General features: G+C 73.8%; 18 protein-coding genes and 1 pseudogene. 6 read left to right on the top strand and 13 right to left on the bottom strand.

Features of this window, described 5'->3' with window-relative positions:
* Positions 1-290: 290 nt before the first annotated feature.
* From ACWCV9_RS17280 to mgt, 3 genes and pseudogenes are all read right to left on the bottom strand, one after another.
* Entirely contained in the window at positions 291-920 is a 630-nt protein-coding gene (locus ACWCV9_RS17280; RefSeq protein ID WP_450787523.1) for a mycothiol-dependent nitroreductase Rv2466c family protein, read from the bottom strand.
* Positions 921-1,018: 98 nt separating this feature from the next.
* Entirely contained in the window at positions 1,019-1,573 is a 555-nt protein-coding gene (locus ACWCV9_RS17275; protein ID WP_450787521.1) for a DUF1697 domain-containing protein, read from the bottom strand.
* A 215-nt stretch (positions 1,574-1,788) separates the two neighbouring features.
* Positions 1,789-3,034, bottom strand: a pseudogene (mgt, locus tag ACWCV9_RS17270) (macrolide-inactivating glycosyltransferase).
* 136 nt (positions 3,035-3,170) lie between these two features.
* Between mgt and ACWCV9_RS17265 the strand changes: the two are divergent.
* Positions 3,171-4,034, top strand: a complete 864-nt coding sequence (locus tag ACWCV9_RS17265; protein WP_450787520.1) for a phosphotransferase enzyme family protein — start codon at positions 3,171-3,173, stop codon at positions 4,032-4,034.
* A 19-nt stretch (positions 4,035-4,053) separates the two neighbouring features.
* Here the strand turns inward: ACWCV9_RS17265 and ACWCV9_RS17260 are convergent, their stop codons facing one another.
* Together ACWCV9_RS17260 and ACWCV9_RS17255 are read right to left on the bottom strand one after the other, a co-directional pair.
* The gene (locus tag ACWCV9_RS17260) at positions 4,054-4,779 is read right to left on the bottom strand and encodes an exonuclease domain-containing protein (RefSeq protein ID WP_450787518.1); all 726 of its coding nucleotides are present in this window, start codon (positions 4,777-4,779) and stop codon (positions 4,054-4,056) included.
* Between the two features lie 102 nt (positions 4,780-4,881).
* The gene (locus ACWCV9_RS17255) at positions 4,882-6,120 is read right to left on the bottom strand and encodes an SAV2148 family HEPN domain-containing protein (protein ID WP_450787516.1); all 1,239 of its coding nucleotides are present in this window, start codon (positions 6,118-6,120) and stop codon (positions 4,882-4,884) included.
* A 294-nt stretch (positions 6,121-6,414) separates the two neighbouring features.
* Between ACWCV9_RS17255 and glgX the strand changes: the two genes are divergently transcribed.
* Entirely contained in the window at positions 6,415-8,526 is a 2,112-nt protein-coding gene (gene glgX, locus ACWCV9_RS17250; protein ID WP_450787514.1) for a glycogen debranching protein GlgX, read from the top strand.
* A 111-nt stretch (positions 8,527-8,637) separates the two neighbouring features.
* Here the strand turns inward: glgX and ACWCV9_RS17245 are convergent, their stop codons facing one another.
* Positions 8,638-9,903 carry an MFS transporter gene (locus tag ACWCV9_RS17245; RefSeq protein ID WP_450787513.1) on the bottom strand — a complete coding sequence of 422 codons (1,266 nt, stop codon included), beginning with the start codon at positions 9,901-9,903 and terminating at the stop codon, positions 8,638-8,640.
* 81 nt (positions 9,904-9,984) lie between these two features.
* Between ACWCV9_RS17245 and treY the strand changes: the two genes are divergently transcribed.
* Positions 9,985-12,354, top strand: coding sequence for a malto-oligosyltrehalose synthase (gene treY / locus ACWCV9_RS17240; protein WP_450787512.1), 2,370 nt, complete (start codon positions 9,985-9,987; stop codon positions 12,352-12,354).
* 296 nt (positions 12,355-12,650) lie between these two features.
* Positions 12,651-13,901 carry a M14 family zinc carboxypeptidase gene (locus ACWCV9_RS17235; protein ID WP_450787510.1) on the top strand — a complete coding sequence of 417 codons (1,251 nt, stop codon included), beginning with the start codon at positions 12,651-12,653 and terminating at the stop codon, positions 13,899-13,901.
* Positions 13,902-13,927: 26 nt separating this feature from the next.
* Here ACWCV9_RS17235 and ACWCV9_RS17230 read toward each other — a convergent pair whose 3' ends face one another.
* Both ACWCV9_RS17230 and ACWCV9_RS17225 read right to left on the bottom strand, forming a co-directional pair.
* Complete coding sequence (locus tag ACWCV9_RS17230) at positions 13,928-14,398, bottom strand: SSI family serine proteinase inhibitor (RefSeq protein ID WP_450787509.1); 471 nt, start codon at positions 14,396-14,398, stop codon at positions 13,928-13,930.
* A gap of 162 nt (positions 14,399-14,560) precedes the next feature.
* A complete protein-coding gene (locus ACWCV9_RS17225; protein ID WP_450787507.1) occupies positions 14,561-15,112 on the bottom strand; it encodes an FHA domain-containing protein in 552 nt (183 codons plus the stop codon).
* Positions 15,113-15,304: 192 nt separating this feature from the next.
* Between ACWCV9_RS17225 and treZ the strand changes: the two genes are divergently transcribed.
* Positions 15,305-17,050, top strand: a complete 1,746-nt coding sequence (gene treZ / locus ACWCV9_RS17220) for a malto-oligosyltrehalose trehalohydrolase (RefSeq protein WP_450787506.1) — start codon at positions 15,305-15,307, stop codon at positions 17,048-17,050.
* 70 nt (positions 17,051-17,120) lie between these two features.
* Here treZ and ACWCV9_RS17215 read toward each other — a convergent pair whose 3' ends face one another.
* The 4 genes from ACWCV9_RS17215 to ACWCV9_RS17200 all read right to left on the bottom strand — a co-directional run bounded on the left by ACWCV9_RS17215 (position 17,121) and on the right by ACWCV9_RS17200 (position 21,041).
* Complete coding sequence (locus ACWCV9_RS17215) at positions 17,121-18,065, bottom strand: aminoglycoside phosphotransferase family protein (protein ID WP_450787504.1); 945 nt, start codon at positions 18,063-18,065, stop codon at positions 17,121-17,123.
* A 51-nt stretch (positions 18,066-18,116) separates the two neighbouring features.
* The gene (locus tag ACWCV9_RS17210) at positions 18,117-19,244 is read right to left on the bottom strand and encodes an aminopeptidase P family protein (protein ID WP_450787502.1); all 1,128 of its coding nucleotides are present in this window, start codon (positions 19,242-19,244) and stop codon (positions 18,117-18,119) included.
* A gap of 214 nt (positions 19,245-19,458) precedes the next feature.
* Positions 19,459-20,022, bottom strand: a complete 564-nt coding sequence (locus ACWCV9_RS17205; protein WP_450787500.1) for a PDZ domain-containing protein — start codon at positions 20,020-20,022, stop codon at positions 19,459-19,461.
* 152 nt (positions 20,023-20,174) lie between these two features.
* The gene (locus ACWCV9_RS17200; protein ID WP_450787498.1) at positions 20,175-21,041 is read right to left on the bottom strand and encodes a LysR family transcriptional regulator; all 867 of its coding nucleotides are present in this window, start codon (positions 21,039-21,041) and stop codon (positions 20,175-20,177) included.
* Between the two features lie 106 nt (positions 21,042-21,147).
* On the opposite strand from ACWCV9_RS17200, the gene ACWCV9_RS17195 reads away from it, so the two are divergent.
* Entirely contained in the window at positions 21,148-21,870 is a 723-nt protein-coding gene (locus ACWCV9_RS17195) for a CTP synthase C-terminal region-related (seleno)protein (protein ID WP_450787496.1), read from the top strand.
* Here ACWCV9_RS17195 and phsA read toward each other — a convergent pair.
* On the bottom strand, positions 21,858-23,675 hold the full coding sequence (gene phsA, locus ACWCV9_RS17190; RefSeq protein ID WP_450787697.1) for an O-aminophenol oxidase PhsA: 1,818 nt from the start codon (positions 23,673-23,675) through the stop codon (positions 21,858-21,860). The genes ACWCV9_RS17195 and phsA overlap by 13 nt on opposite strands.
* Between the last annotated feature and the right edge of the window lie 118 nt (positions 23,676-23,793).

The following is a 23,793-nucleotide window of genomic DNA, read 5'->3' as shown; positions in this document are numbered from 1 at the left end:
TACCGGTCCGCCCGTACCGATCATCCTTCGCCTGCTCCCGCCCGCTCGCTCCGCTCCGGCCGTTCCGCGCGCTTCACCCTAGGGACAGGACGGTGAGTTTGTCGCGAGCTTCGGCAACCGGGGCGCATGGGAGGCGGATGCGTGGTAGCGGCCGCGCGGTCCGGCGCTCCCCTGCGACGTCGGACCGCGGCGGCTCTTCGTTCTGCGTCGCCCAGGACACCGATGTCACACGCGGCGTGCGTCCGGCGCCGGGGAGCGACGATTATCGGCCAACCGGCCTTCCCTGCGGGTCAGTCGAAGCGGAGGGCGCCGGTGCGGGTGCGCTTGAGCTCGAAGAAGTCGGGGTTGCGGGCCAGCAGCCGGAAGCCGTCGAACAGCTCGGCGGCCGCCTCGCCGCGCGGTACGGCGCGCAGCACGGGCCCGAACCACACGGTGCCGTCGACGTGCAGGGTGGGGGTGCCCACATAGCCGCCGGAGTCCGGCTCGGTCCCGGCCTCGTGCCGACGGCGCACGGCGGCGTCGTACGACGGGTCGTGCGCGGCCTCGGACAGGCTTGCCGGGAGGCCGAGTTCGGCCAGCGACTCGGCGACCACGGTGTCGAAGTCCTTGATGCCCTTCTCGTGGATGCGGGTGCCGAACGCGGTGTACAGATCGCGCAGCACCGCGTCCCCGTGCTGCTCGGCGGCGGCCGTGGCCACCCGGACCGGGCCGATCGAACGGTCCACCAGATCCCGGTACCAGTCGGGGAGTTCGTTGCCGGTGTTGTGCAGATAGAGGCTCATCACCTGGAACCGGAGGTCCAGCGGGCGCAGCCGCTCGACCTCCAGGATCCAGCGGGAGGTGATCCAGGCGAAGGGGCAGGCGGGGTCGAAGTAGAAGTCGACGCGGGTCGGTTCGGCGGGGGTGTCGCTGTACGTCATGGTCGCGACGCTACCCGGGCGGTGGCGCGGAATCCCGACCCAATGGCAGCCCTTTTCCCTGGCCCAATTCCGCCCGCGCGCCAATCGCCCGCGGATGTTCAGGCGTCCGGGGCGGTCAGCTCGACCAGTTTGAGCACGGTGTTCCAGTTGCGGGTGGTGGCGATCAGACCGCCCGCCGTGTACCGCGGCCGGGACAGCACTTCGGCCAGCTTGGACCGGCCGAGGCCGTCCGGGGCGTACAGGTACAGGCAGCGGTCGCCGAGCCGGAACTCCTCGGGCAGATGGGCGGCGGGGTCGATGCCGGCGTAGCGGTCCGGGGTGACCGGCTGCGAGAAGTAGGTGACGTGGAGCTGCTTGGGCTGGAGTCCGGCGGCCGGGAAGGGGCAGGCCTCGGCCACGGCCCGGAGATAGGCGTGATCGCGCACGATCACGTCCACGGGGAAGCCGAACCGCTCCTCGATCGCCCCGGACAGCTCCGCCGCGAGCGACTCCTCGTCGCCCCGGACGGTGTTGAAGACGGCCTGGCCGCTCTGGAGATGGGTGCGTACGCCGGTGTGGCCGAGGTCGCTCAGGAGTGCGCGCAGGTCGGCCATGGGGAGCTTCCGGCTGCCGCCGACGTTGATTCCGCGCAGCAGCGCCGCATAGGTCGTCATCCGGCCAGCGTAGAACGGCCGTCGTGCCCCGTGGGGGCGGGCACGACGGCCGGGTCCCGCGGCAGGCGGGCTGCGCGAAACTCTGGCCGATCGGCGGGGTGCGGATCAACCTCTACGCGCAGCTGTGACTTGTTCAACAAGTCTTCGTAATCACAAAGTGGATCTCTGGCGTCGGATCGGACACCGGGGCGGGCGCGGCGCGGCCCGCCGATCCGTCACTGCTCCGACGGCCGTATGCGATCGGCGAGTTCGGCCTCGATGAGGTCGGCCGCCCGTCGGGTGCCGCCCTCCTGCGCCATCTCCTTCCGGATCCCGGCCAGCCGGTGCGCGACCTCCGGGTCGTCCACCAGGGCGAGGGCGGTCTCGCGCAGCCGCTCGGCGGTGGCCTCCTCGGTGTCCAGCCGCCGGGCGACACCGAGCGACTCGAGCATGTCGGCGTTGCCGAACTGGTCGACGGCCTGCGGTACGGCGATCATCGGCGTGGCGGTCGCCAGGCCCTCCTGGCTGCCGCCGGCCCCCGCGTGGGTGACGAACAGGTCGGCCTGGCGCAGGATCGCGAGCTGCGGTACCCAGTCGCGCACCTCGACCCCGGGCGGCACCTCGCCCAGCTCGGCCGGATCCACCTGGCTGCCGATCTGGAGCACCAGATGCCAGCCGGGCAGCCCGCCGAAGGCGCGCAGGCACTCCCGGTAGAACGCGGGCTGCTTGGTGAAGGCCGAGCCCAGCGACACCAGCACGACCTTCTCGGCGCCGGCCGGCCGCTGCCACTCGCCCTGCTCCGCGCGGTCCCCCTGGCAGGCGCCGACGAAGCGGTGGACGCGTCCGTCCACCCGGTCGGCGTGCGGCTGGAGGGCCCTGGGGATGAGCACGATCGAGCGGTCCGGGCGGCCGACGAAGTGGTCCGGGTGCTCGGTGATCCCGTTCTCCGTGAGCCAGGCCGCGAAGCGCGCGTAGTAGGCCTGCCCGCGCGCGGTCCGCCGGGGCTCGGCCCACATCGGCTCGGCGACCTCCTCCTCGTACCCCTCCCAGGCGACGAGGTTCGGGGAGAGGGAGATCGCCGGGACGCCCCAGCGGTGGGCGAGGACCCGGGCCGGGTAGGAGGTGATGTCGTGCAGGACGAGGTCGGGTTCGTCGCCCGCGAAGGCCTCGGCGAGCTGCGGCAGCGCCTGCACGGCGTCCGCCAGGAAGGGCTCCACGTGGTCCAGCAGGGTGCTCCCCCAGGCGCTCGGATCGGCGTCGGGGGCGGGCAGGGTGGAGGTGTACGGCACGGGCCGGGCGCCGGTGGCGGCGACCTTCTCGGTGAACACGGGCGGGATGGCGTAGCTGACCCGGTGTCCCCGGGCGACCAGTTCACGGATCACCTCCAGGCTGGGGTTCACATGGCCGTGGGCGGCGACGGAGAACATCGCTATATGGGCGTTCATGAGGACGACCGTAGACGAGACGAGACGTCTCGTCCAAGCGTTTTCCAGGGCGGGTAGGGCCGCGCGGCCCCGGTTCCTCACCGAGGGCCCACGCACCTGGTCCGACCTGTGGAAATGGGAGACTGGCGGCGCGGCACAACGGCGGTACGACGGCAGCGGCGAAAGGCACGAGGATGGACGAGGCACGGGCGCGTGACGTACTGGACGCGACGGGAGTCCTGCCGGGGCCGGCCCGGGACGCACGACTGCTCGCCCTGGGCGAGAACGCGGTGTTCGCCGCCGGGGATCTGGTGGTCAAGGTGGGCCGCGACGCCGAACTGCTGGAGCGGGCCGGGCGCGAGCTGGCCGTCGCCGGCTGGCTGGCGGAGGCGGGCGTGCCCGCGGTGCGGGCGGCCGAGCCGGAGCCGCGGCTGGTGGCGGGGCATCCGGTGACCGTGTGGCTGCGGCTGCCCGAGGCGGTCCGGCCGGCCGAGCCGCGCGACCTGGCCGAGCTGCTGCGGGTCGTGCACACGCTTCCCGCTCCCCCGTTCGCGCTGCCGCCCCGGGATCTGCTGGGCGGGGTGGAGCGCTGGCTGCGGCTCGCGGGGGACGCGATCGACCCCGCGGACGCGGCCTATCTCCGGGCCCGCAGGGACGGCTTCGCGGCGGCCGCGGCCGCGCTGACGCCCCGTCTGACACCGGGGCCCGTCCACGGCGACGCGCTGCCCCGCAATGTGCACGTGGGGCCGGACGGGCCGGTGCTGGTCGATCTGGAGACCTTCTCCATGGACCTGCGCGAGCACGACCTGGTGGTCATGGCTCTCTCCCGGGACCGGTACGGGCTGCCCGCCGAGCGTTACGACTCCTTCGTCGAGGCGTACGGCTGGGATGTGCGGGAGTGGGAGGGGTGCGCGGTGCTGCGCGGGGCGCGGGAGACCGCCAGCTGTGCGTGGGTGGCCCAGCACGCGCCGGGCAATGCGGCGGCACTGGCCGAGTTCAGGCGGCGGGTGGGGTCCTTGCGGGACGGGGACGAGACCGTGCGGTGGTATCCCTTCTGAGCCGCCGGCCCCGCCGGCGCTACGCGGGCCGGGCCGCGGTCAGCTCTCTCAGTGGCCAGGTGCCGTCCACCACCGCGTCCGCCTCGCCCTTGCGGCGCAGGAAGTCCTGGAAGTCCGCCGCCCATTCCGCATACCACTCGATCTGGAGCCTGTGCAGTTCGGCCGGGCCGAGCGCGGCGATCTTGGTGTGCCGGTCGGCTATCGCGGTGGCGAGGCGGGCCGCGGCCAGGGCGTCGGCGGTGGCGTCATGGGCCGCGCCGAGGACTATGCCGTACTCCGCGCACACCGCCTCCAGGTTCCGCTTGCCCCGGCGGTAGCGGTCGACCCGGCGGTCGATGGTGTACGGGTCGACGACCGGCGCCGGAGCCCGGCCGCCCAGCCGCTCGGAGAGCGACGGCAGGCCGTGCCGCAGCAGTTCCGCGGTGAGCAGGGTGAGGTCGAAGGCCGCGTTGTAGGCGACGACCGGCACGCCCGCCTGCCAGTAGGAGACCAGGGTGTCCGCGATCGCGTCGGCGACCTGGTCGGCCGGTTCGCCCTCGGCCGCCGCGCGTTCGTTGCTGATGCCGTGCACGGCCACCGCGTCGGCCGGGATCTCCACTCCCGGGTCGGCCAGCCACTCCCGCCGCCCCACGGGCTCGCCGGCCCGGACCTCGATCACCGCGCCGGTGACGATGCGCGCCTCGCGCGGATCCGTTCCGGTCGTCTCCAGGTCGAAGCCGATCAGCAGCTCCCGGTGCCAGCCCATGGGTGGTCCCCCTCCTTGGTGGTGCTTTCCCCCAGTGGGCTCCACCATCGCACGCGGCACTGACAATCCGAGGAGCGCGTTCCGCCCGGGACCGCGGGCCGTTCAGGAGACGGGGCGGGAATCCGCCCAGGCCAGCTCGAACTCCTCCCGATAGGTAGGGAAAAGTCCGGCTTCGCCCACATCGTCCGACCTGACCAGCTTGCTGCCGTTGCGCAGCACCAGTACCGGTGACTCCATGCCCCGCGCCCCGCGCAGATAGGACTGCACCACGGCGACGCCGTCGGCACCGTCGCCGTCGACCAGGTAGGCGGTGAAGCGGGGCGTCTCGTCGTACACCTGGATCTCGAAGGCGCCCGGGTCGCGCAGCCGGGAGCGCACCCGGCGCATGTGCAGGATGTTCATCTCGACCGAGCGGCTCAGCTCGCCGCGCTTCATGCCCAGTTCGCGCTCGCGGCGCTTGACCGAGCTGGAGGCGGGGTTGAGGAAGAGCAGCCGCACCCGGCAGCCGGACTCGGCGAGCCGGACCAGGCGCCGTCCGGAGAAGTTCTGCACCAGCAGGTTGAGGCCGATGCCGATGGCGTCGAGGCGCCGGGCGCTGCCGAAGATGTCCTCGGCCGGGAACTGGCGCAGCAGCCGTACCCGGTCCGGGTGGACGGCGACGACGTCGGCGTACCGGTCCCCGACCAGGTCCTCGACCGCGTCGACGGGCAGCCGGCGCGCGGAGGGCACGTCACCGCCCGCGCCGAGCATCTCCAGCAGGCGGGCCGAGGCCCGCTCGGCCTGGCCGAGGACCGCCTCGGACAGCGCACGGTTGCGGGAGACCACGTTGCGGGTGACCTCCAGCTCGTCCAGGGCGAGTTCGAGGTCGCGGCGCTCGTCGAAGTACGGCTCGAAGCACGGCCAGTGCTGCACCATCAGCTCGCGCAGCTGCGGCAGGGTGAGGAAGCTGAGCACGTTGTCGTCGGCCGGGTCGAGCAGATAGCCCTTGCGGCGGCTGACCTCCCGTACGGCGACCGCGCGCTGCACCCACTCCTGGCCGGCCGGACCGGCCGCGGCGACCACCCAGTCGTCCCCGTGGACGGGTTCGTAGACGGGCCGCAGGACGGCGGCGACGACCGCGCGCAGCCGCTGTTCGACGAGGTTCAGCCAGATGTAGGCCCGGCCGGCCCGCTGGGCGCGGGTGCGCACCTCGTGCCAGGCGTCGGCGTCCCAGTCCAGCTCCGGCCCGATGGATCCCGCGTCCATCGGCCGGGCCAGGGACACCGCGCCGGGCGGGACGTCCGCGGAGTTCCCCTCATGACCCTCGTCACCAGGGGGCAGCTCCAGCCCTCCCGAGCCCACCCGTGCACCGCCTTCCGCTTTCCGGGCTTCTCCCCGTCTCAACGATCAAGGAAGGGTACTCCGGGAGCAGTACGCGGTGCAGCCGGATGGACAGGTCGGTTTCCCGGATGGTTTTCTCAACTCCTCTGCCTTCCACGGCCGTTCCGCCGTGGCCGTGCGCGGGGAGTGAGCGGATTCATAGCCGCCGTGCGCGAGCCGCTGTGACCCCGGGCGCGGGAGATCCGCCGCACTTTCGGCGAGACTCGCTGGGCGACCGGGCCCCGGCCGGGCGGCACACCTGGGAGAGTCGTGTCCATGCAGGTCTGGCCTGGAACGGCGTATCCGCTCGGCGCCACCTATGACGGCGCCGGAACCAACTTCGCGGTCTTCACGGAGGCCGCGGACCGAGTAGAGCTGTGTCTGCTGCACGACGACGGCTCGGAGACGGCGGTGGAACTGCGCGAGAGCGACGCGTTCGTGCGGCACGCGTACCTGCCCGGCGTGATGCCGGGGCAGCGGTACGGGTTCCGGGCGCACGGTCCGTACGACCCCGGGCGCGGACTGCGCTGCAACTCGGCGAAGCTGCTGCTCGACCCGTACGCGAAGGCGGTCGCCGGGGCCGTCCGGTGGGGCGAGGAGGTGTACGGCTACCACTTCGGGGCGCCCGAGCGGCGCAACGACCTGGACTCGGCGCCGCACACCATGACCTCGGTGGTGATCAACCCGTACTTCGACTGGGGCGACGACCGGCCGCCGCGCACCGAGTACCACCACACGGTGATCTACGAGGCCCATGTGAAGGGCCTGACCATGCGGCATCCGGGGCTGCCCGAGGAGTTGCGCGGCACCTACGCGGGGCTCGCCCATCCGGCCGTCATCGAACATCTGACGGAACTGGGGGTGACGGCCCTGGAGCTGATGCCCGTACACCAGTTCGTGAACGACCACCGGCTGGCTGATCTGGGTCTGAGCAACTACTGGGGCTACAACACCATCGGTTTCTTCGCCCCGCACAACGCGTACGCCTCCTGGGGCGACCGGGGCCAGCAGGTGCTGGAGTTCAAGTCGGCGGTGCGGGCGCTGCACGAGGCCGGCATCGAGGTCATCCTGGACGTCGTCTACAACCACACCGCCGAGGGCAACCATCTCGGGCCGACGCTGTCCTTCAAGGGCCTCGACAACCCGTCGTACTACCGGCTCGCCCAGGACCGCCGGTACTACATGGACACCACGGGCACCGGCAACTCACTGCTGATGCGGTCCCCGCACGTGCTCCAGCTGATCATGGACTCGCTGCGGTACTGGGTCACCGAGATGCATGTCGACGGGTTCCGCTTCGACCTCGCGGCGACCCTGGCCCGGCAGTTCCACGAGGTGGACCGGCTGTCGTCGTTCTTCGACCTGGTGCAGCAGGACCCGGTGGTGTCCCAGGTGAAGCTGATCGCCGAGCCGTGGGACGTGGGCGAGGGCGGCTACCAGGTGGGCAACTTCCCGCCGCTGTGGACCGAGTGGAACGGCAAGTACCGCGACACCGTCCGGGACCTGTGGCGGGGCGAGCCGCGGACGCTCGCGGAGTTCGCCTCCCGGCTGACCGGCTCCTCCGACCTCTACCAGGACGACGGGCGCCGCCCGCTCGCCTCCATCAACTTCGTCACCTGCCACGACGGCTTCACGCTGCACGACCTGGTGTCGTACAACCACAAGCACAACCAGGCCAACGGTGAGGAGAACCGGGACGGCGAGAGTCACAACCGGTCCTGGAACTGCGGGGCGGAGGGTACGACCGACGACCCCGGGGTGCTGCGGCTGCGGGAGCGGCAGATGCGGAACTTCATCGCCACGCTGATGCTGTCCCAGGGTGTGCCGATGATCAGTCACGGGGACGAGTTCGCGCGCACCCAGCACGGCAACAACAACGCCTACTGCCAGGACAACGAGCTGGCGTGGCTGGCGTGGCCCGAAGAGGGCGGCGGCACGCTGTTGGACTTCACGCGCGCGATGGTGTGGCTGCGGCGCGACCACCCGGTCCTGCGGCGGCGGCGCTTCTTCCACGGCCGTCCGGTGGAGGGCACCCATGACGAGCTGTCCGACATCGCCTGGTTCACTCCGGAGGGGCGGGAGATGACACAGCGGGACTGGGACTCGGGGCGGGCCTCCGCGCTGACCGTGTTCCTGAACGGCAACGCCATCTCCGAGCCCGGTCCGCGCGGGGAGCGCATCACCGACGACTCCTTCCTGCTGATGTTCAACGCCTCCCCCGAACCCCTGGAGTTCGTGGTGCCGGTCGACCACGGCCGGCAGTGGCAGCTGGTGGTCGACACGGCCCAGGAGGACGGAGTACCGCCGGGAACCGGCGAGAAGGTGGCGGCCGGCGACCGCATCACCCTCCCGGACCGCAGCCTGACAGTCCTCCAACGCCCCGCCTGACCTCCCGCCGGGCCGGCCCCATCCACTGAGGCCGGCCCACAACCTGGCTCGGTTCGCGCCCACGCGCGCGCGGACAGGCGGGCCCCCTTAAGTCGTCAGCCGCGTCCCGGGTCAGGTCGCGTCCGCGCGTGCGGGGGCGGTGGAGGCGGTCGGGGGCGGAAAGGGTGCTGGGCCGGCTGTCAGGGCGATGGTGAAGGCGAGGGCCGCGGACGCGGTTGCCGTCGCGAAGGCTGCCGAGGGGCCGTGGGAGTCGGCCAGGGGGCCGGTGAGGGCGACCGCGAGGGCCTGGCCGGCGACCAGCGAGCTGGTCGCGGAGGCCATCGCCTCGGCCAGCCGGGACGGTGGCACGGCGCGTTCGGTGAGCCCGAACACCGTGACGAGGTGCGGCGCGTAGGAGGCGCCGAGGACCGTGACGACGGCGTACAGGCCGGGCAGGCCGTGGGTGACGGGCAGCGGCAGCGACAGCAGGAGCGCGGCGCCGGTCGCCAGCCGCCAGCGCGTGCGCAGCCCGATCCGGGCCGGTACGGCGGCCATGGCGAACCCCGCGAGTGCGCTCATCACCCCCATGGCCGCGTACACGAGCCCCGCCTGGTCCTCCTGCCCGAGCCGGGCGGTGAGCGCGGTGATCCCGGCCTGGCAGGCCCCGAACATCGCGCCCTGTAGCGCCAGTGCGGCCCGCAGGGCGTGCACGGAGCGGGGCATGGGGCTGCGCCGCCCGGGGGCGGGGCCGGCCGGGGTCGGGCGTACGGCGTGGGCGGTCGGGTGGAGGGCGAAGCCGGTGCCGCAGGTGGCCGCGAGAAGCGCGGCGGCGGCCAGTGCGTACGCCGGATGGGCGAGCACGGCGGCGAGGCCCACCAGGGCCGGGCCCAGGACGAAGGACAGCTCGTCCAGCGTGCTCTCGAAGGACAGTGCGGCGCCGACCGTGTGCTCGGGGGCGCCCGCGCGGCGGGCGAGGGCGAGCAGCCGGGCGCGGGCGAGCGGCCCGACGAGCGGCACGGTGGCCCCCGTGACGGCCCCGAGGAGGGCCAGGAGCGCCGTCGGCAGCCCGGTGAGCGCACCGGTGACGAGGGCGGCCGTGGCGAGCGCGTGGGCGAGCGAGAACGCGAGCACGACCGGACGCTGCCCGTGCCGGTCCGCGAGCCGTCCCACCAGCGGCCCGCAGACCACCTGGCCGAGTGCGAGGGCCCCGCCGGTCAGCCCGGCGGCGGACAGCGAGCCGCTCGTGCGGGCGACGAGCAGCACGCTGCCGAACTGGACGGTGGCCGTGGGCAGCCGCCCCAGGAACGACACCCCGGGCAGCAGCGGCCCGGTCAGGCCGATCACGTCCCGGTAGGTGTCCCGTGTGCGGCGCGGGCCCGGTGTCCCCGTTGTTCCCATCGCTCGACGCTAGGCACACGTGCGGGGGGCCGTGCAGGGGGCGATGACACGAAAGGCGGCGGGCTGGGTACGTAGCTTTCCATGACCTCTGCGCGCCCCCGGCCCCAGGTGCCCACGGCCACCTACCGGCTGCAAGTGCAGCCCGCGTTCCCGTTCGCCGCCGCCACGGCCGCCGTGCCGTACCTGGCGTCGCTCGGCGTGTCGCACCTGCATCTGTCCCCCGTCCTGGAGGCCGTACCGGGCTCCACGCACGGCTACGACGTCGTCGACCCCGCGCGCGTGCGCGAGGAACTGGGCGGCGAGGCGGGCCTGCGCACACTGGCGCGGACCGCGCGGGAGCACGGTCTGGGGCTGGTGGTGGACATCGTGCCGAACCACATGGCGATGGCGCCCCGGCACAACCGGGCGCTGTGGGAGGTGCTGCGCGCGGGGCCCGGATCGCCGTACGCGCGCTGGTTCGACATCGACTGGGAGGCGCAGGGCGGCCAGGTGCTGCTGCCGGTGCTCGGCGGGCCGGTCGGCGAGCAGCTGGCGCACCTGGTGGTCGACGGGGACGTGCTGCGCTACCACGACCACGTCTTCCCGCTCCGCCCCGGCACCGAGGAGCTGCCGCTGCCGGAGCTGCTGGACGCGCAGTGGTACCGGCCGGTGTGGTGGCGGCTGGCCCGCACCGAGCTGAACTACCGCCGGTTCTTCAGCATCTCGGAGCTGATCGGGGTGCGGGTCGAGGACCCGGAGGTGTTCGAGGCCACCCACGCCAAGATCCTCCAGCTGGTGCGGGAGGGCGTGATCGACGGGCTGCGGATCGACCACCCGGACGGCCTCGCCGACCCCGAGGGCTATCTCACCCGGCTGCACGAGGCGACCGGCGGCTGCTGGACGGTGGTGGAGAAGATCCTCGCCGACGGCGAACGGCTGCCGGTCTCCTGGCCGGTCGCGGGCACCACCGGCTACGACGCGCTGCGGCACGTCGACGGCCTGTTCACGGACCCGGCCGGGGCGGCGGAACTCCTCACCGAGTACCGGCGGTTCGCGGCCCCGCAGACGGACCGGGGCGGCGACTGGGACGCCACCGCCCGCCGGGCCGCCTACGAGGTGCTCCGGCACGAGCTGGCCACCGAGGCGGACCGGCTCACCCGGGTCGCCGCCCGGCTGTGCGCCACCTCGCCGGACCTCTCGCTGCGCGACCGGGCGCCCTGGGCGCTGCGCACCGCGCTGGAGGAGCTGCTGGTGCGGCTGCGGGTGTACCGGCCGTACGCCGGCGGCGAGGTGGCCGAGGTGGTCACCGCCGAGGCGGCAGAGGAGGCCCGGCATGCCTTCGTGGTGCCCGAGGAGGCCGACGCGGTGGACGTCGTACGACGGCTGCTCCTGGAGCCGCACGGTGACCCGTCGGCCCCCGACCACGCCGGCCGGGTGGAGTTCTTCACCCGGTTCGCGCAGACGGCGTCGGCGCTGCGCGCCAAGTCGGTGGAGGACACCGCGTTCTACCGTTATGTGCCGCTGCTGTCGGCGACCGAGGTGGGCGGCGATCCGGGCCGCCCGGGGGTGTCCCCGGCGGAGTTCCACGCGTACTGCGCGCGCGTGCAGCGCGACTGGCCCGCCACCGGCACGGTGGTCTCCACGCACGACACCAAGCGCAGCGCCGATGTGCGTGCCGCACTGGCCGTGCTCACCGAGTGCCCCGGGCGGTGGGCGCAGCTGCTGGCCGAGGTCAGCCGGGGCGAGTCGATCGTGCCGGACGGACAGCTGGCCTGGGCGGCCTGGCAGACGGTGTTCGGGCTGGGCCCCGCCGAGGAGGAGCGGGTCCGGGGGGCGCTGCTGAAGCATGTGCGCGAGGCCGGTCTGTACACCAGCTGGACGGAGCAGGAGCCGCCGTACGAGGAGGCGGTGACGGCGTTCGTCGGGGCCGGGCCGTGCGGGCCGCCGGGCGAGCGGGTGGCCGCGTTCCGCAAGGTGCTGGAGCCGTATGTGCGGGCCAATGTCCTCGGCACCGCGCTGGTCCATCTGACGATGCCGGGCGTGCCGGACGTGTTCCAGGGCACGGAGGGCGAGTACCGGGCACTGGTGGACCCGGACAACCGGCGGGTGGTGTCCTTCCCGCCCGGGCTGCCGGGCGAGAAGGACGCGCTGACGGCGGCGGCGCTGCGGCTGCGGGCCCGCCGGCCGGGCGCCTTCGGCCCGGCGGGGACGTACGACCCGCTGGCCGCCGAGGGCCCGGCGGCGGAGCACTGTGTGGCCTTCGCCCGCTCCGGCGAGGTGGTCACGGCGGTGACCCGGCTGCCGCTGCGGCTCGCCGAGGCGGGCGGCTGGCGGGAGACCCGGCTGCCGCTGCCGCCGGGCCGCTGGACCGGTCTGCTCGACCCGGGGCGGGAGTTCTCCGGGTACGCGCGCGTGGCGGAGCTTTTCGAACGGCTGCCGGTCGCCCTGCTGGAGCGCGCCCCGGAGGACTGAACCGGCCGGTGCGACCGTCCGGTCGGATCCGCGGGCCGAGGCCGATCCGGAGGGCGGGCGCGGCTCCGCCGGGCGCGGTGAGGGGGGAGGGCGGATGCGCCGGAGGCGCCGGGGGTGGTGCTGCTGAGGCCCGCGAGCCGTGCCGCGCCTCCTGAGGTGTGCCGGGGAACGCAGGGGACGCGTCACCGTTCCGGGTTCGCGTCCGGGCGCCCCCGGGCGCCTCCCCCGCCGTGTCCTTGACAGTTCACCCGTCCCGTGCGGGACTGGGAGGGCGAAGCCGGGCGGACTAATCGGGGGTGAGTCTCCTGCCGGAGCTGCGCTACCCCAGCGTTCCCGAACTGGTCGGCTTTGCCCGGGCATTGACCGCTCGGGCACCCGGGCTGTGCACGCTGCGCCAGGTGGGGCTCTCGCGCGCGGGACGGCCGCTCCATCTGCTGTCGGTGGGGCACGCGCGCCGGGCGGTGCTGGTGGTCGCGGGCGCCCACGCCAACGAGCCGACCGGTGGCAGTACCCTGCGCGTGCTGGCCGAACGGGTGGTCGCCGAGCGGGAGTTGCGGGCCGGCGTCTCCTGGCACTTCCTGCTGTGCGCGGATCCGGACGGGGCGAGCCTGCATGTGACGCCGGCGCCGCGCAGCCTGCTCGACTACCACCTCGGCTTCTACCGGCCGACGGGCGCGGAGCAGCCGGAGTGGTCGCCGTCGGTGCTGCCTCCGGACCGGCTGCCGCCCGAGACACGGGCGCTGACCGGGGTGATCGACGAGCTGCGCCCGTACCTCCAGGTGACGCTGCACGGCACCGATCTGGGCGGCAGCTGGGTGCAGTTGACGCGGGACGTGCCGGGCCTCGCCGAGCCGTTCGCCAAGTCCGCGGCGGAGCTGCACATTCCGGTGGAGACGGGCGCCTCGGACGCCGCGGGCTGGCCGGTCCTGGGGCCGGGGGTGCATGTCATGCCGGGGCCCGAGACGGGCGTCGCCTACCCGAGCATGCCGGACGACGCACGGCACAGCACCTGGTACCACGCGCACCGCTACGGCGGTCTGACGGCCGTGGTGGAGGTGCCGATGTGGGCGAGCGACCTGGTGGACGATCCGGCGCCGCATCCGGCGCCCGCGGTGGCGATGCAGCGGCTGGCCGGGCGGCTGCGGCGGGACGCGCTGGAGGTGGAGCGGATACTCGCCGACGCGCTGCCCCGCCTCGACGGCGCGGACGGTCCGCTGCTGCGGGCCGCGCGCTGGGTGCTGGAGCTGGTGCCGGGGCTGGCCGAGGACTGGGTGCAGACGCCTCCGGCGGCGGGCACGATGGCGTACATCGGCAGCGTGGACGCCTTCGGCCGGCGGCTGCCGCTGCGGGCGGCGGCGATGCTGCTGCGGGTGCTGCGGGAGGCCGACGACCGGGCGGCACCGCGGCTGGAGCGGCTGGTCGTCTCCTGGTGCGACTCCTTCGCGGTGCGTTTCCGGGCCCGCTGGGTGCCGTTGGAGCACCAGGTGGAGCATCAGTCCCGGACGGTGCTCGCGGCGGCCCGGCAGGCCCGGCAGCAGGACGCCTGAGCCACCGCGGGCGGCCCCGGCGGGGTTCAGTCGTCCAGGGCGAAGAGGGAGCCTGTCCGCGCGTTCATGACGCAGGTGTTGGTGTACGTCTGCCGGAACGCGACGGGCCGTCCGTGCCACCACCCGCGCGCGTGGGCGGTCACCGGCGCGTAGAGCATGGTGCAGAAGACGTTGCGGGGCGGGATGCGGCCGATGTCGCCGTCGGCGGCCGCGAGTTCGGCGCACGCCTCCGCGGCGTGCGCGTGCCCCTGCGGCGGGTCGCACAGCAGCAGCGTGCCGCGCGTGTCGTGGGTGTAGGCGTCGCCCCTGGTGACCGTCAGATACAGCCGGTCGACGGAGCCGGACAGGGGTCCGGAGTCGCGGGCCGCCGCCCGGGCCGGGCCGGCGGCGAGGAGGCCGGCTGCCGCCAGCAGCGCCCCGGCGGCCGCGGCCGTTCGGACAGGACGGATGCGGCCGGGGAGCAAAGTGGGACCGGTGAGCCTGGTGGGATGTGTCATCCCCGAAGCATCGGCGCGGCGGCGCGGATTCCGCAGCGCGCCGCTCCCGGCCTCACCCGATCGGGAGACCGCACGCGCGCGTGGCGGAGCGCCAGTTCGAACCCGGCGGGCCCGAACACACACGCGCCCCCCCAGAGGCACGGGCACGCGGGGCGGCGGCGCTCAGCTCACCGCGAGCCGGAAGGCCATTCTGCCGAAGGCGACCTGGTCGCCCTCGCGGACGACGACCGAGCCGATCACGCGGCGGCCGTTGACCGTGGTGCCGTTGGTGGAACCGAGGTCCCTCAGGACCCACAGCTCGCCCTCGCGCCGGAGTTCGGCGTGCTCACGGGAGACCGTCTCGTGGGTCAGGCGCAGCCCACTGGCGGGGTCGCGGCCGATGCGCAGCGGTCCGCGCTGCGCGGGGTGCGGCAGCAGCAGCTTGGGCAGCCGCTCGGCCTGCCAGGCCCGGCGCAGCCGTACCGTGAAGCCGGAGACGGCCTCCACGGTGCCGAGGACCGCCCGGGAGAGGCGGTTCTCGCGGGGCAGGTCGGCCACGAGGACGGCGAGTTCGTCGGCATGGCGGGCGGCGAGCGCCAGCTCCATGCGGTGCACGAACGTGTCGTGCGAGATGCGGCCCATCGCGACACCGTCCCGCAGCACCTGCAACGCCTTGTCGCGCTGCGCGTCGGACAGCCGCGCGGGATAGGTGGGGAACTCGAAGGACGACGTCACGGAGGTGATTGTCGGTCAGTGAACCCCTGGTGTCCAGAAACCGTGGAATCGGTGCCCACCTGCGAGTACTGCCACGACACCGATCGGGAAAGGGATCGAATGCGGAGGCGGATCGATCGTCCTGGCGGCACGATGGGACCGCGGGACATCACGGTGAGCAGGCGATCCATCACAGACGAAGGGGAACCGTCCGTGCAGTTCGAGGTGTGGGCACCGCAGGCAGACCGAGTGACGCTCCAGTACGCGGGCGACACGCGCGCGTTGGCGCGCGATCCCGCGCGGGCGGGCTGGTGGACGGGGGAGGCGGAGGCCGAGGACGGCACCCGGTACGGGTTCGCGCTGGACGACGGTCCCGTGCTGCCGGACCCGCGCTCGCGCCGCCAGCCGGACGGCCCGGACGGGCTGAGCGCGGTCGTGGACCACGGACGGTACGCGTGGCGGGCGTCGTGGGCGGGGCGCGGGCTGCCGGGTGCGGTGCTCTACGAGCTGCACGTGGGCACGTACACCCGCGAGGGCACCCTGGACGCGGCCGCCGACCGCCTCGGTCACCTGGTGGAACTGGGCGTGACACATGTGGAGTTGATGCCCGTGTGCCCGTTCCCGGGGCGGCACGGCTGGGGGTACGAGGGGGTGTCGCTGTGGGCGGTGCACGAGCCGTACGGCGGCCCCGAGGCTTTGAAACGCTTCGTGGACCGGGCGCACGAACTGGGGCTGGGCGTCGTGCTGGACGTCGTGCACAACCACCTGGGCCCGTCCGGCAACTATCTGCCGCGCTTCGGGCCGTACTTCACGGATACGCACACCACCCCCTGGGGTGCGGCGGTGAACCTGGACGCGCCCGGTTCGGACGAGGTCCGGGCCTTCCTCGTCGGCAGCGCGCTGGCGTGGCTGCGGGACTACCGGATCGACGGGCTGCGGCTGGACGCGGTGCACGCGCTGTACGACACGCGCGCGTGCCACTACCTGGAGGAGCTGTCGGCCGCCGTGGACGGGCTCGCCGAGGAGGTGGGGCGCCCGCTGTTCCTGATCGCCGAGTCGGACCTGAACAACCCGCGGTTCATCACCCCGCGCGCGGAGCAGGGCCTGGGCCTGCACGCCCAGTGGAACGACGACTTCCACCATGCGCTGCACACCGCGCTGACCGGTGAGTCGCAGGGCTATTACGCCGACTTCGCCCAGGCCCCCTTCGCCGCGCTCGCCAAGACGCTCACCGGCGGGTACTTCCACGACGGCGGTTACTCCAGTTTCCGGGGCCGGCGCCACGGGCGTCCGCTGGACCGCGCGCGCGTGGCCGGGCACCGGCTGCTCGGCTACAGCCAGACCCACGACCAGGTCGGCAACCGCGCCCAGGGCGACCGGCTCGCGGCGTCCCTCTCCCCCGGTCTGCTGGCCTGCGCGGCCACGCTGACGCTGACGGCGCCGTTCACACCGATGCTGTTCATGGGCGAGGAGTGGGCGGCCGGCACGCCCTGGCAGTTCTTCACCGACCACACCGATCCGGAGCTGGCCGAGGCGGTACGACAGGGCCGGCGGCGGGAGTTCGCGGCGCACGGCTGGGCCGCGGAGGAGGTCCCGGACCCGCAGGACCCGGCGACCCGCGAGCGGTCCTGCCTGGACTGGTCGGAACCCGGCCGCGACCCCCACGCGCGCGTGCTGGCCTGGTACCGGGAGCTGATCGCACTGCGCCGGGACCAGCCCGACCTCACCGATCCCGACCTCACCGACATCAAGGTGGCCTACGACGAGGACGCCCGCTGGCTGGCCTTCCGGCGCGGCGACGTACGGGTGGCGGTGAACCTGGGCAAGCAGCCGGCGGCGATCCCGCTGGGCACCGCCCGGGTGGAGGTCCTCGCCGCCTGGTCCCCGGTGTCAACCCCGGGCCCGGACGGCCTGCTCCACCTCCCGGCAGAGTCCTCCGTGGTGCTGACCCAGCCCTGAGACAGGGTGCTGCACGGCGACGGGGTCGCGGGAAGGGCGGTGTGCGCGGGCTCGTCGGGGCAGGGGGCCGTCACGGGTCAGGGGTGTCTTCCTTGAAGTCCGTCACCCGTTCCAGAAGGATCGGCTCCCACGCCCGCCGCAGCTGGGTTCGCAGCAGGGTCGGGGAGCCTCCCGCGCGGCCCTCGATGTGGTCGGTGAGCCGCATGACGGTGTCGCAGCGGGCGAGCCACAGGCCGCGCAGGCAGGGGCGGGCGCCGTACCCGGCGAGGGTCGCGGCGCGGACGGCGGCCGGCGAGCCGACGGCGAGGGCGAGTCCGGCGATGTCCTCGGCGGGGTCGCCCACGGCCGCCCGGGTCCAGTCCAGGATGCCGCGCACCCGGCCGTCGGCGCTGACCACCACGTGCTCCCCGGTCAGCCCGTGGTGGGTGAGCACGGCGGTGCCGGGCTGCGCGGCGAGCTGGGCGGCGCCCGCGGGGGTGAGCTGGAGCAGCCGGGCGGCGTCGAACTCGTCGGCCGCGGCGAGCCGTTCCGCCGCGTGCACGGCCATCCGGCGCAGCGCCTCCAGCGAGCGCGGGGCGGTGCGCGGCACACCGAGCGCCTCGGCCTGGCGTGCGGGCACCGCGCGCAGCCCGGTGAGCAGCCCGGCGAGGTCGGCCTCGCCGAGGGCGGAGACGTCGTGCTCGTCGGCCGTGCCGCCGGGCACCTTGGTGTCGAGGGTGTAGGCGAGACCGGGCGCCCAGTCGCCGTGCGCGACGCTGGTGGGGACGGCGAGCGGCAGATGCGGGCGGACCAGGTCCCGCAGCCGCAGTTCCCTGCGGCGCAGCGCCGAGGCCTCCCGGTCGGGCGCCAGGCGCAGCACCTGGCGGGTGCCGACGTACCAGGTGTACTCATGGCCCTCGCGGACCGGACGGACGTCGGGTCCCGCGGTGCCGGCCGCCTTGTCGCCGCTGTCCTTGATCAGCGAACGGACCAGTCTGCGGACGGTCTCCGCGGTGGGTGTCGGTGCCTCGGTCATGGTCGGATGTCGCCGTTCCGGGTGTCGTCGAGGGTGTGTCTCCTGAGCCTCTCAGTCCACTATGACCATCTCACGCGTGGTGGTGTTGAAACGGCGGCCGCCGTCCTCCGTGACGGTGACGATGTCCTCGATCCGCACGCCGAAACGGCCCGGCAGATAGATGCCGGGCTCCACGGAGAAGCACATGCCGGGCACGAGCGGCTGCTCCTCGCCCTCGATCATGTACGGCGGCTCGTGCGTGGTGACGCCGATACCGTGCCCGGTGCGGTGGATGAAGTACTCGCCGTACCCGGCGTCGGCGATCACCGCGCGGGCGGCACGGTCGACCTCCTGACAGGCCACGCCCGGCCGTACCGCCCGGAAACCCGCCTCCTGGGCGGCGCGCACGGTGTCGTGCACCCGGCGTTCCTCCTCGGTGGGCTCGCCGACGTGGACCGTGCGGGTGGTGTCGGAGCCGTAGCCGTCCTTCAGCCCGCCGAAGTCGAGGACGACCATGTCGCCGTGCCGGATGACACGGTCGCCGACCTCGTGGTGCGGGTTGGCGCCGTTGGGGCCCGAGCCGACGATGGTGAAGTCGACCTGGGAGTGGCCGAAGCGGCGCAGCAGGTCGGCGAGGTCGCGGCCGATGTCGGACTCGCGGCGGCCGGCGAAGGGAACCTTCCGGATCTCCTCGAACGTTGCATCGGCAGCCGCTCCGGCGGCTGCCAGGAGTTCCAGCTCGGCGGCGTCCTTGACGGCGCGCAGCATGGGCAGGGCGTCGGTGAGGGAGGCGTAGGAGGTGTCGGGCAGCGCCCGTTGCAGGCCGAGCAGATGCATCGCCCAGGTGTTGTCGCTGATGCCGAACCGGCCGCGGGCGTCGAGGAGGGCGGCGGTCACGGCGTACGGATCCTTGCCGTCGGTCCAGTCGCGCAGCGCCGGCGCGGCGGCGCCGGCCGCCTGCTCGGCGTCGGGCGCCTCCAGCGTGGGCACGACGAGGACGGGGTCACGGCCGGCGGCGAGGACGAGCACGGTGAGCCGTTCGGTGACCGCGGTCGGCGTGTAGCCGGTCAGCCAGACCATGTCCGGGCCGGGTGCCACGAGCAGGCCCGCGAGGCCCGCGTCGGCGGCGGAGCGGGCGGCGCGTTCCATACGGGCCCGGTAGTCGGCGGCGTTGAAGGGCGCGGGCGCGCTACCGGTCATGACTGGCCTCCGTAGCGGACGGGAGAAGCGGGCGGGGATGTCTCTCGGGCAGCATCCTGCCCGGAAGCACAGGGCCCCGCGAGCCGGTCGCACGGCGTCGGGCGGGACGCGGTCCGCGCCGAGGTGGCCCCGGGGCATGGGACCGTCATGACGCGCGGGACGGGTGGTGAGCCCCAGCAGGTTTTCCGGGACCGGCCTGACCTGGCCGGCCCGGTCAGATCACCACTCCCGGCACCACCGTCAACTGCTCGTAACCCCCGCTGCTGTGACGGATGGTGAGCAGCACGCCGCTGCCGGGCCGGGCGTGGGCCACCGCGCGGGCGAGGTCGGCCGCGGTGTCGACCCGGACGGCGCCGAACTGGAGCAGGACGTCCCCGCGGACCAGACCGGCGGTGTAGCCGGGCCCCGGCACATGGACGCCCACCACCAGCGCCCCGACCTTCCCGGCGTCGACGGCCTCCACGCCCAGGGTCGCCGCGGGCCCTGCCGGGGCGGGGCTCTGGGTGGCGGCGGGGCCGGGTCCGGTCGAGGGGGCGGGCCTCGGTTCCGGGCGTTGCAGCTCGGCGAGTCTGCTCATGCCGATCACAGTGGCGCCGACCGCTCCGATGCCGACCCCGGACAGCACCAGCACGGCGCCGGTGAACAGGCCGAACAGCAGGGTCCGCAGCCGCCGGCCGCGCCGGCGCGCGGCGTGCGGGCGGCGGGCGGGGCCGGGGGTGCCGGTGTCACGCGGGTCCTGTCCGGGCATCGGCTTGGGACGCAACGCAGTCTGTTCCATGGTTCGCTCGCCTCCGGCTGGTGCCTACCCGGGGCGCCGGGCCGCGACAAGACACGAACGAGTGAGACTGGCCGGAGCGTGGTGCAGGGTATCCATCCCCTGAGGGTGCTCGTCGCCCCCCGCGGGTGGCCCCCTCCGCCGCCCGCACCCCCTCATGCATCCGGCACCAGCCTGCTCATGAGCTGGGCCGCCGCTCCCCTCGGGGTTCCGCCGTGGAGGAGTTCCGTGCGGTGGACGAGGCGGGGGTCGGTGAGGGGGACGGCGGTCGTGCCCGGTACGGCCTCGGCGGTCGAGCGGGGCAGCAGGACCAGACCGTGGCCGGCGGCCGCGAGGGCGGTGAGGGTGCGCAGGTCGGTGCCCTCGTAGCGCAGGGCGCGGCGGAAGGCGCCGCCACCGGTGGCGGCGCGCAGCTGCGGTAGCGGCAGGGCGGCGTCGGGCGCGTCGAGCCAGCGGGCGTCGCTCAGGTCGGCGAGGCGCAGGCCGGGGCGGCCGGCGAGAGGGTGGGCGGCGGGCAGCAGGACGCTCACGGGCTCCTCGGCGACGCCGTGGGTGCTCAGCGGTGCCACATCGGACAGCCGCAGCGGATCGCTCGGCGCGGCCAGCCCGTCGACGAGGCCGAGATCGGCGGTGCCGGTCGCGACGGCGGCCGGGATCTCCTCGCGGGTGAGCACGCGCAGGGTGACGCCGGAGGGCGGCAGTGCGGCGAGGACGGCGGCACCGAGGGCGGTGGGTGTGGTGGCGAGGGTGAGGCCCTGGGCGGGCGCGGCGGCCATGCGGGCGACATCCGCGCGGGCCGCGTCCAGGCGCAGCAGCAAGGGACCCGCGTGCTCCAGCAGCCGCTCCCCGGCCGCCGTGGGCGTGACCGGACGCCGGGTCAGCAGGGCCGCGCCCAGATCCAGTTCGAGCGCGGCGATGTGCTGGGAGACCGCCGACTGGGTGTAGCCCAGCTCGCGGGCGGCCGCGGAGAAGGAGGCGAGGCGCGCCACGGTGACGTACGTGCGCAGCAGATGGGGGTCCATGCGGCTCAGGATCCCACCCTGCGGGGCCTGCACCATCAGCTCTGCTTATCGACCGTGCATGAATCATCGTTGGACGTGAACAAGTGGCCGAGCCGAGGATGGGGCCATGACGAACACCGCCACCGTCGCCCTCGTCGGCGACCGCTCCCCGAACGTCGTGTCGCACACGCGTGTGCCGCTCCTGCTGGAGGCGCTGGCCGCGCAGGACCGGCTGGTCCTGGACGCCTACTGGATCCCGTCCGAGGACGCCGAGGCCGACGGAGCCGTGCGCGGTTTCGACGCGGTGTGGGTGCTGCCGGGCAGCCCGTACCGCAGTGAGGCGGGCGTCCTCGCGGCCGTACGGACCGCGCGCGAGGAGGGCATTCCGTTCCTCGGCACGTGCGGCGGCTTCCAGCACGCGCTGCTGGAGTACGCGCGGAACGTGTGCGGGCTGAGCGGGGCCGCGCACGCCGAGAACGACCCGGGCGCCGAGGATCCGCTCATCGAGCCGCTGGCCTGCTCGCTGGTCGGGCACGAGGCCGCGGTGGTCATCGAGCCGGGCTCCCTGGCCGAGTCCGTGATCGGCTCGGCGCGCACGGTCGAGCGGTACTTCTGCGCATACGGGCCCTCCCGCCGCCTCGACCCGCTCCGCGCCCATGGCCTGCGCTTCTCCGGTCACGACGAGGACGGCCGGGTCCGGGTCGCCGAACTGCCCGGGCACCCGTTCTTCCTGGCGTCGCTGTTCCAGCCGGAGCTGGCCGGCGACGGCTCGCGCCCGCACCCGATCGTCCGGGCGCTGGCGCGGGCCGCCGTCGAGCACGCGGCGGCGCGGCTCGCTCAGCCCGTGTGACCCTCGCCATGGCCGCCATGGCCGCCGTGCGCCGCGTCGTGGCTGAACTTCATGGCCTCGGCCGGCATGACGACGAAGGGCCGCATCATGCCCTCGTCCTCGTGCTCCAGCAGATGGCAGTGGTACATGAACCGGCCGTACGCGCCGTCGAAGCGGCCCATGACGCGCAGCAGCTGGCTGCCGGGCACCCGGAAGACGTCCTTGTAGCCCCGCTCGTTGGGGGCGAGCGGGATCACCCGCCCGGTGTCGTACCGGATCGGGGTGCGGGTGCCGCCGACCGCCGGGTCGAAGCCGGACACGTCGTAGGCGTCCCGGCCGAGCAGCTGGAAGTCGGCCAGGTGGATGTGCATGGGATGCACGATCGGCGCCAGGTTGAGGAAGCTCCACTGCTCGTAGCCGCCCTCGGGGACGGTGAAGCCCAGACCGTCGTTGAACGTCCGTGCGATGCGCCGGTAGGTCTTCGTGGTGCCGTCGGGTCCGGTGACCTGGACGATGCCGTCGGCCGGGAGGGTCAGTCCGGCGGCGTCCTCGACCTCGGTCATCTCCCAGATCTCCGGGTGGCCGCCGCTGCCCCTGGTGGGCGGCGGGGTCAGCAGGATCAGGCGATGGCCGTGCGGGAGGTCGTGGGTGAGGCGGCGGAAGGAGCCGGAGAGGACCGCGGGCAGCTCGAAGGTGTCCTCCTCGCAGGCGTCCCGGACCCGGAACTCCAGGACGTCGGGGTGGCGCACGTCCCCGGCCGGGTCGGGCACCCCGGCCGGCTGGTTGCGGCCCTTGTTCACCAGCCTGAGCGTCCGGCCGGCCAGCGCCCGGAAGTCGACCAGGAGGTCGAACCGCTCGGCCGGGGCCGCGGTCAGGGCGGGCAGGTCCGCGTCGAAGTCGACGGGCACCGGGCGCGGCAGCAGCCCGCCGTCGCTGCCGATCTGGTGCACGGTCCCGGGCACCGGTGTGCCGTCCTCGTCGATCAGTACGAGGTCGTAGATGCGCGCGTTGGAGGCGTTGAGCAGCCGGAAGCGGTACCAGGCCGCGTCCACGTCGGCGTACGGCCAGATGCGGCCGTTGACCGTGGTGTACGGGCCGGTGAAGGGCAGCGTGACCGGCTTCCCGGTCTCCGGGTTGCTCTGCTGGACGATGACCGTCTTGTGCAGCAGCCGGCCGTTGAGGCGGCCGTCCTCGTCGGTGTCGAGGTTGCGGTCGGCGATGATCAGCGGGATCTCCCGCTCGCCCGAAGGCAGGTGGAGGGCGTCCTCCTCGTCGTCACGGAGGAGGTAGGTGCCGAACAGGCCGGACATCACGTTCCACCGGGTGATGTTCATGGCGTGGTCGTGGTACCACCACTGCACCGCCTGGTGGTCGTTCGGGTACTCGGACAGCTGGGCGTCGCCGTGGCCGACGGCGTTGTCCGCCCAGCCGTCGTTGCCGCCGCCGGTCTGGGCGCCGTGCAGATGGGTCACCGTCCAGGCGGGCAGCGCGGCGACGTCCTTGTCCGGCTCGACGCCCTCGCGGCCGGGCTCGGTGGAGGCGGGCGGGGTGCCGGGCGCGCGGGCGGGCACCTGGACCGCGGTGACCGGGTACTCGGACTCCTTCGGTATGCGGTTGGTCCAGGCGATCCGGACGCGCTGTCCGCGCCGCACCTCGATGGTCGGGCCGGGCACATGGCCCTCGTAACCCCACATCAGGGTCGGCGGCAGCTGCGGGTGCAGCCGCACCCAGGTCGGACGCTGGGCGATCTCGGTCTCGTGCCGGACGTCGCCGGCGGCCGGGCGCAGGACGGGCGGGACGGTCAGCGGCGCGAGGTACGGCGTCAGTTCGGCCGTGACCGGCGGCTGTTCCGCCCCCTCCGGTCCGTGTTCCGGATGCTGTCCGGCTGCTTCGACGGTTCCCGCGATGAGGTCGGTCAAGATGAACACCCCCGTGTGTTCTGTG

Source organism: Streptomyces sp. NPDC001606, assembly GCF_053596835.1.
Note: the sequence above shows the minus strand (reverse complement) of the source record. Positions and strands in the feature narration are given on the sequence as shown.

Coding starts and splice junctions, on each gene's coding strand:
- ACWCV9_RS17260 (WP_450787518.1), bottom strand. CDS start 4,779: ATGGGCTGGCACCGGGAGCTGCTGATCGGCTTCGACCTGGAGACGACC.
- ACWCV9_RS17200 (WP_450787498.1), bottom strand. CDS start 21,041: ATGGACCCCCATCTGCTGCGCACGTACGTCACCGTGGCGCGCCTCGCC.
- ACWCV9_RS17210 (WP_450787502.1), bottom strand. CDS start 19,244: ATGACCGGTAGCGCGCCCGCGCCCTTCAACGCCGCCGACTACCGGGCC.
- ACWCV9_RS17215 (WP_450787504.1), bottom strand. CDS start 18,065: ATGACCGAGGCACCGACACCCACCGCGGAGACCGTCCGCAGACTGGTC.
- ACWCV9_RS17245 (WP_450787513.1), bottom strand. CDS start 9,903: ATGGGAACAACGGGGACACCGGGCCCGCGCCGCACACGGGACACCTAC.
- glgX (WP_450787514.1), top strand. CDS start 6,415: ATGCAGGTCTGGCCTGGAACGGCGTATCCGCTCGGCGCCACCTATGAC.
- ACWCV9_RS17280 (WP_450787523.1), bottom strand. CDS start 920: ATGACGTACAGCGACACCCCCGCCGAACCGACCCGCGTCGACTTCTAC.
- ACWCV9_RS17195 (WP_450787496.1), top strand. CDS start 21,148: ATGACGAACACCGCCACCGTCGCCCTCGTCGGCGACCGCTCCCCGAAC.
- ACWCV9_RS17265 (WP_450787520.1), top strand. CDS start 3,171: ATGGACGAGGCACGGGCGCGTGACGTACTGGACGCGACGGGAGTCCTG.
- ACWCV9_RS17275 (WP_450787521.1), bottom strand. CDS start 1,573: ATGACGACCTATGCGGCGCTGCTGCGCGGAATCAACGTCGGCGGCAGC.
- ACWCV9_RS17230 (WP_450787509.1), bottom strand. CDS start 14,398: ATGACACATCCCACCAGGCTCACCGGTCCCACTTTGCTCCCCGGCCGC.
- treY (WP_450787512.1), top strand. CDS start 9,985: ATGACCTCTGCGCGCCCCCGGCCCCAGGTGCCCACGGCCACCTACCGG.
- ACWCV9_RS17205 (WP_450787500.1), bottom strand. CDS start 20,022: ATGGAACAGACTGCGTTGCGTCCCAAGCCGATGCCCGGACAGGACCCG.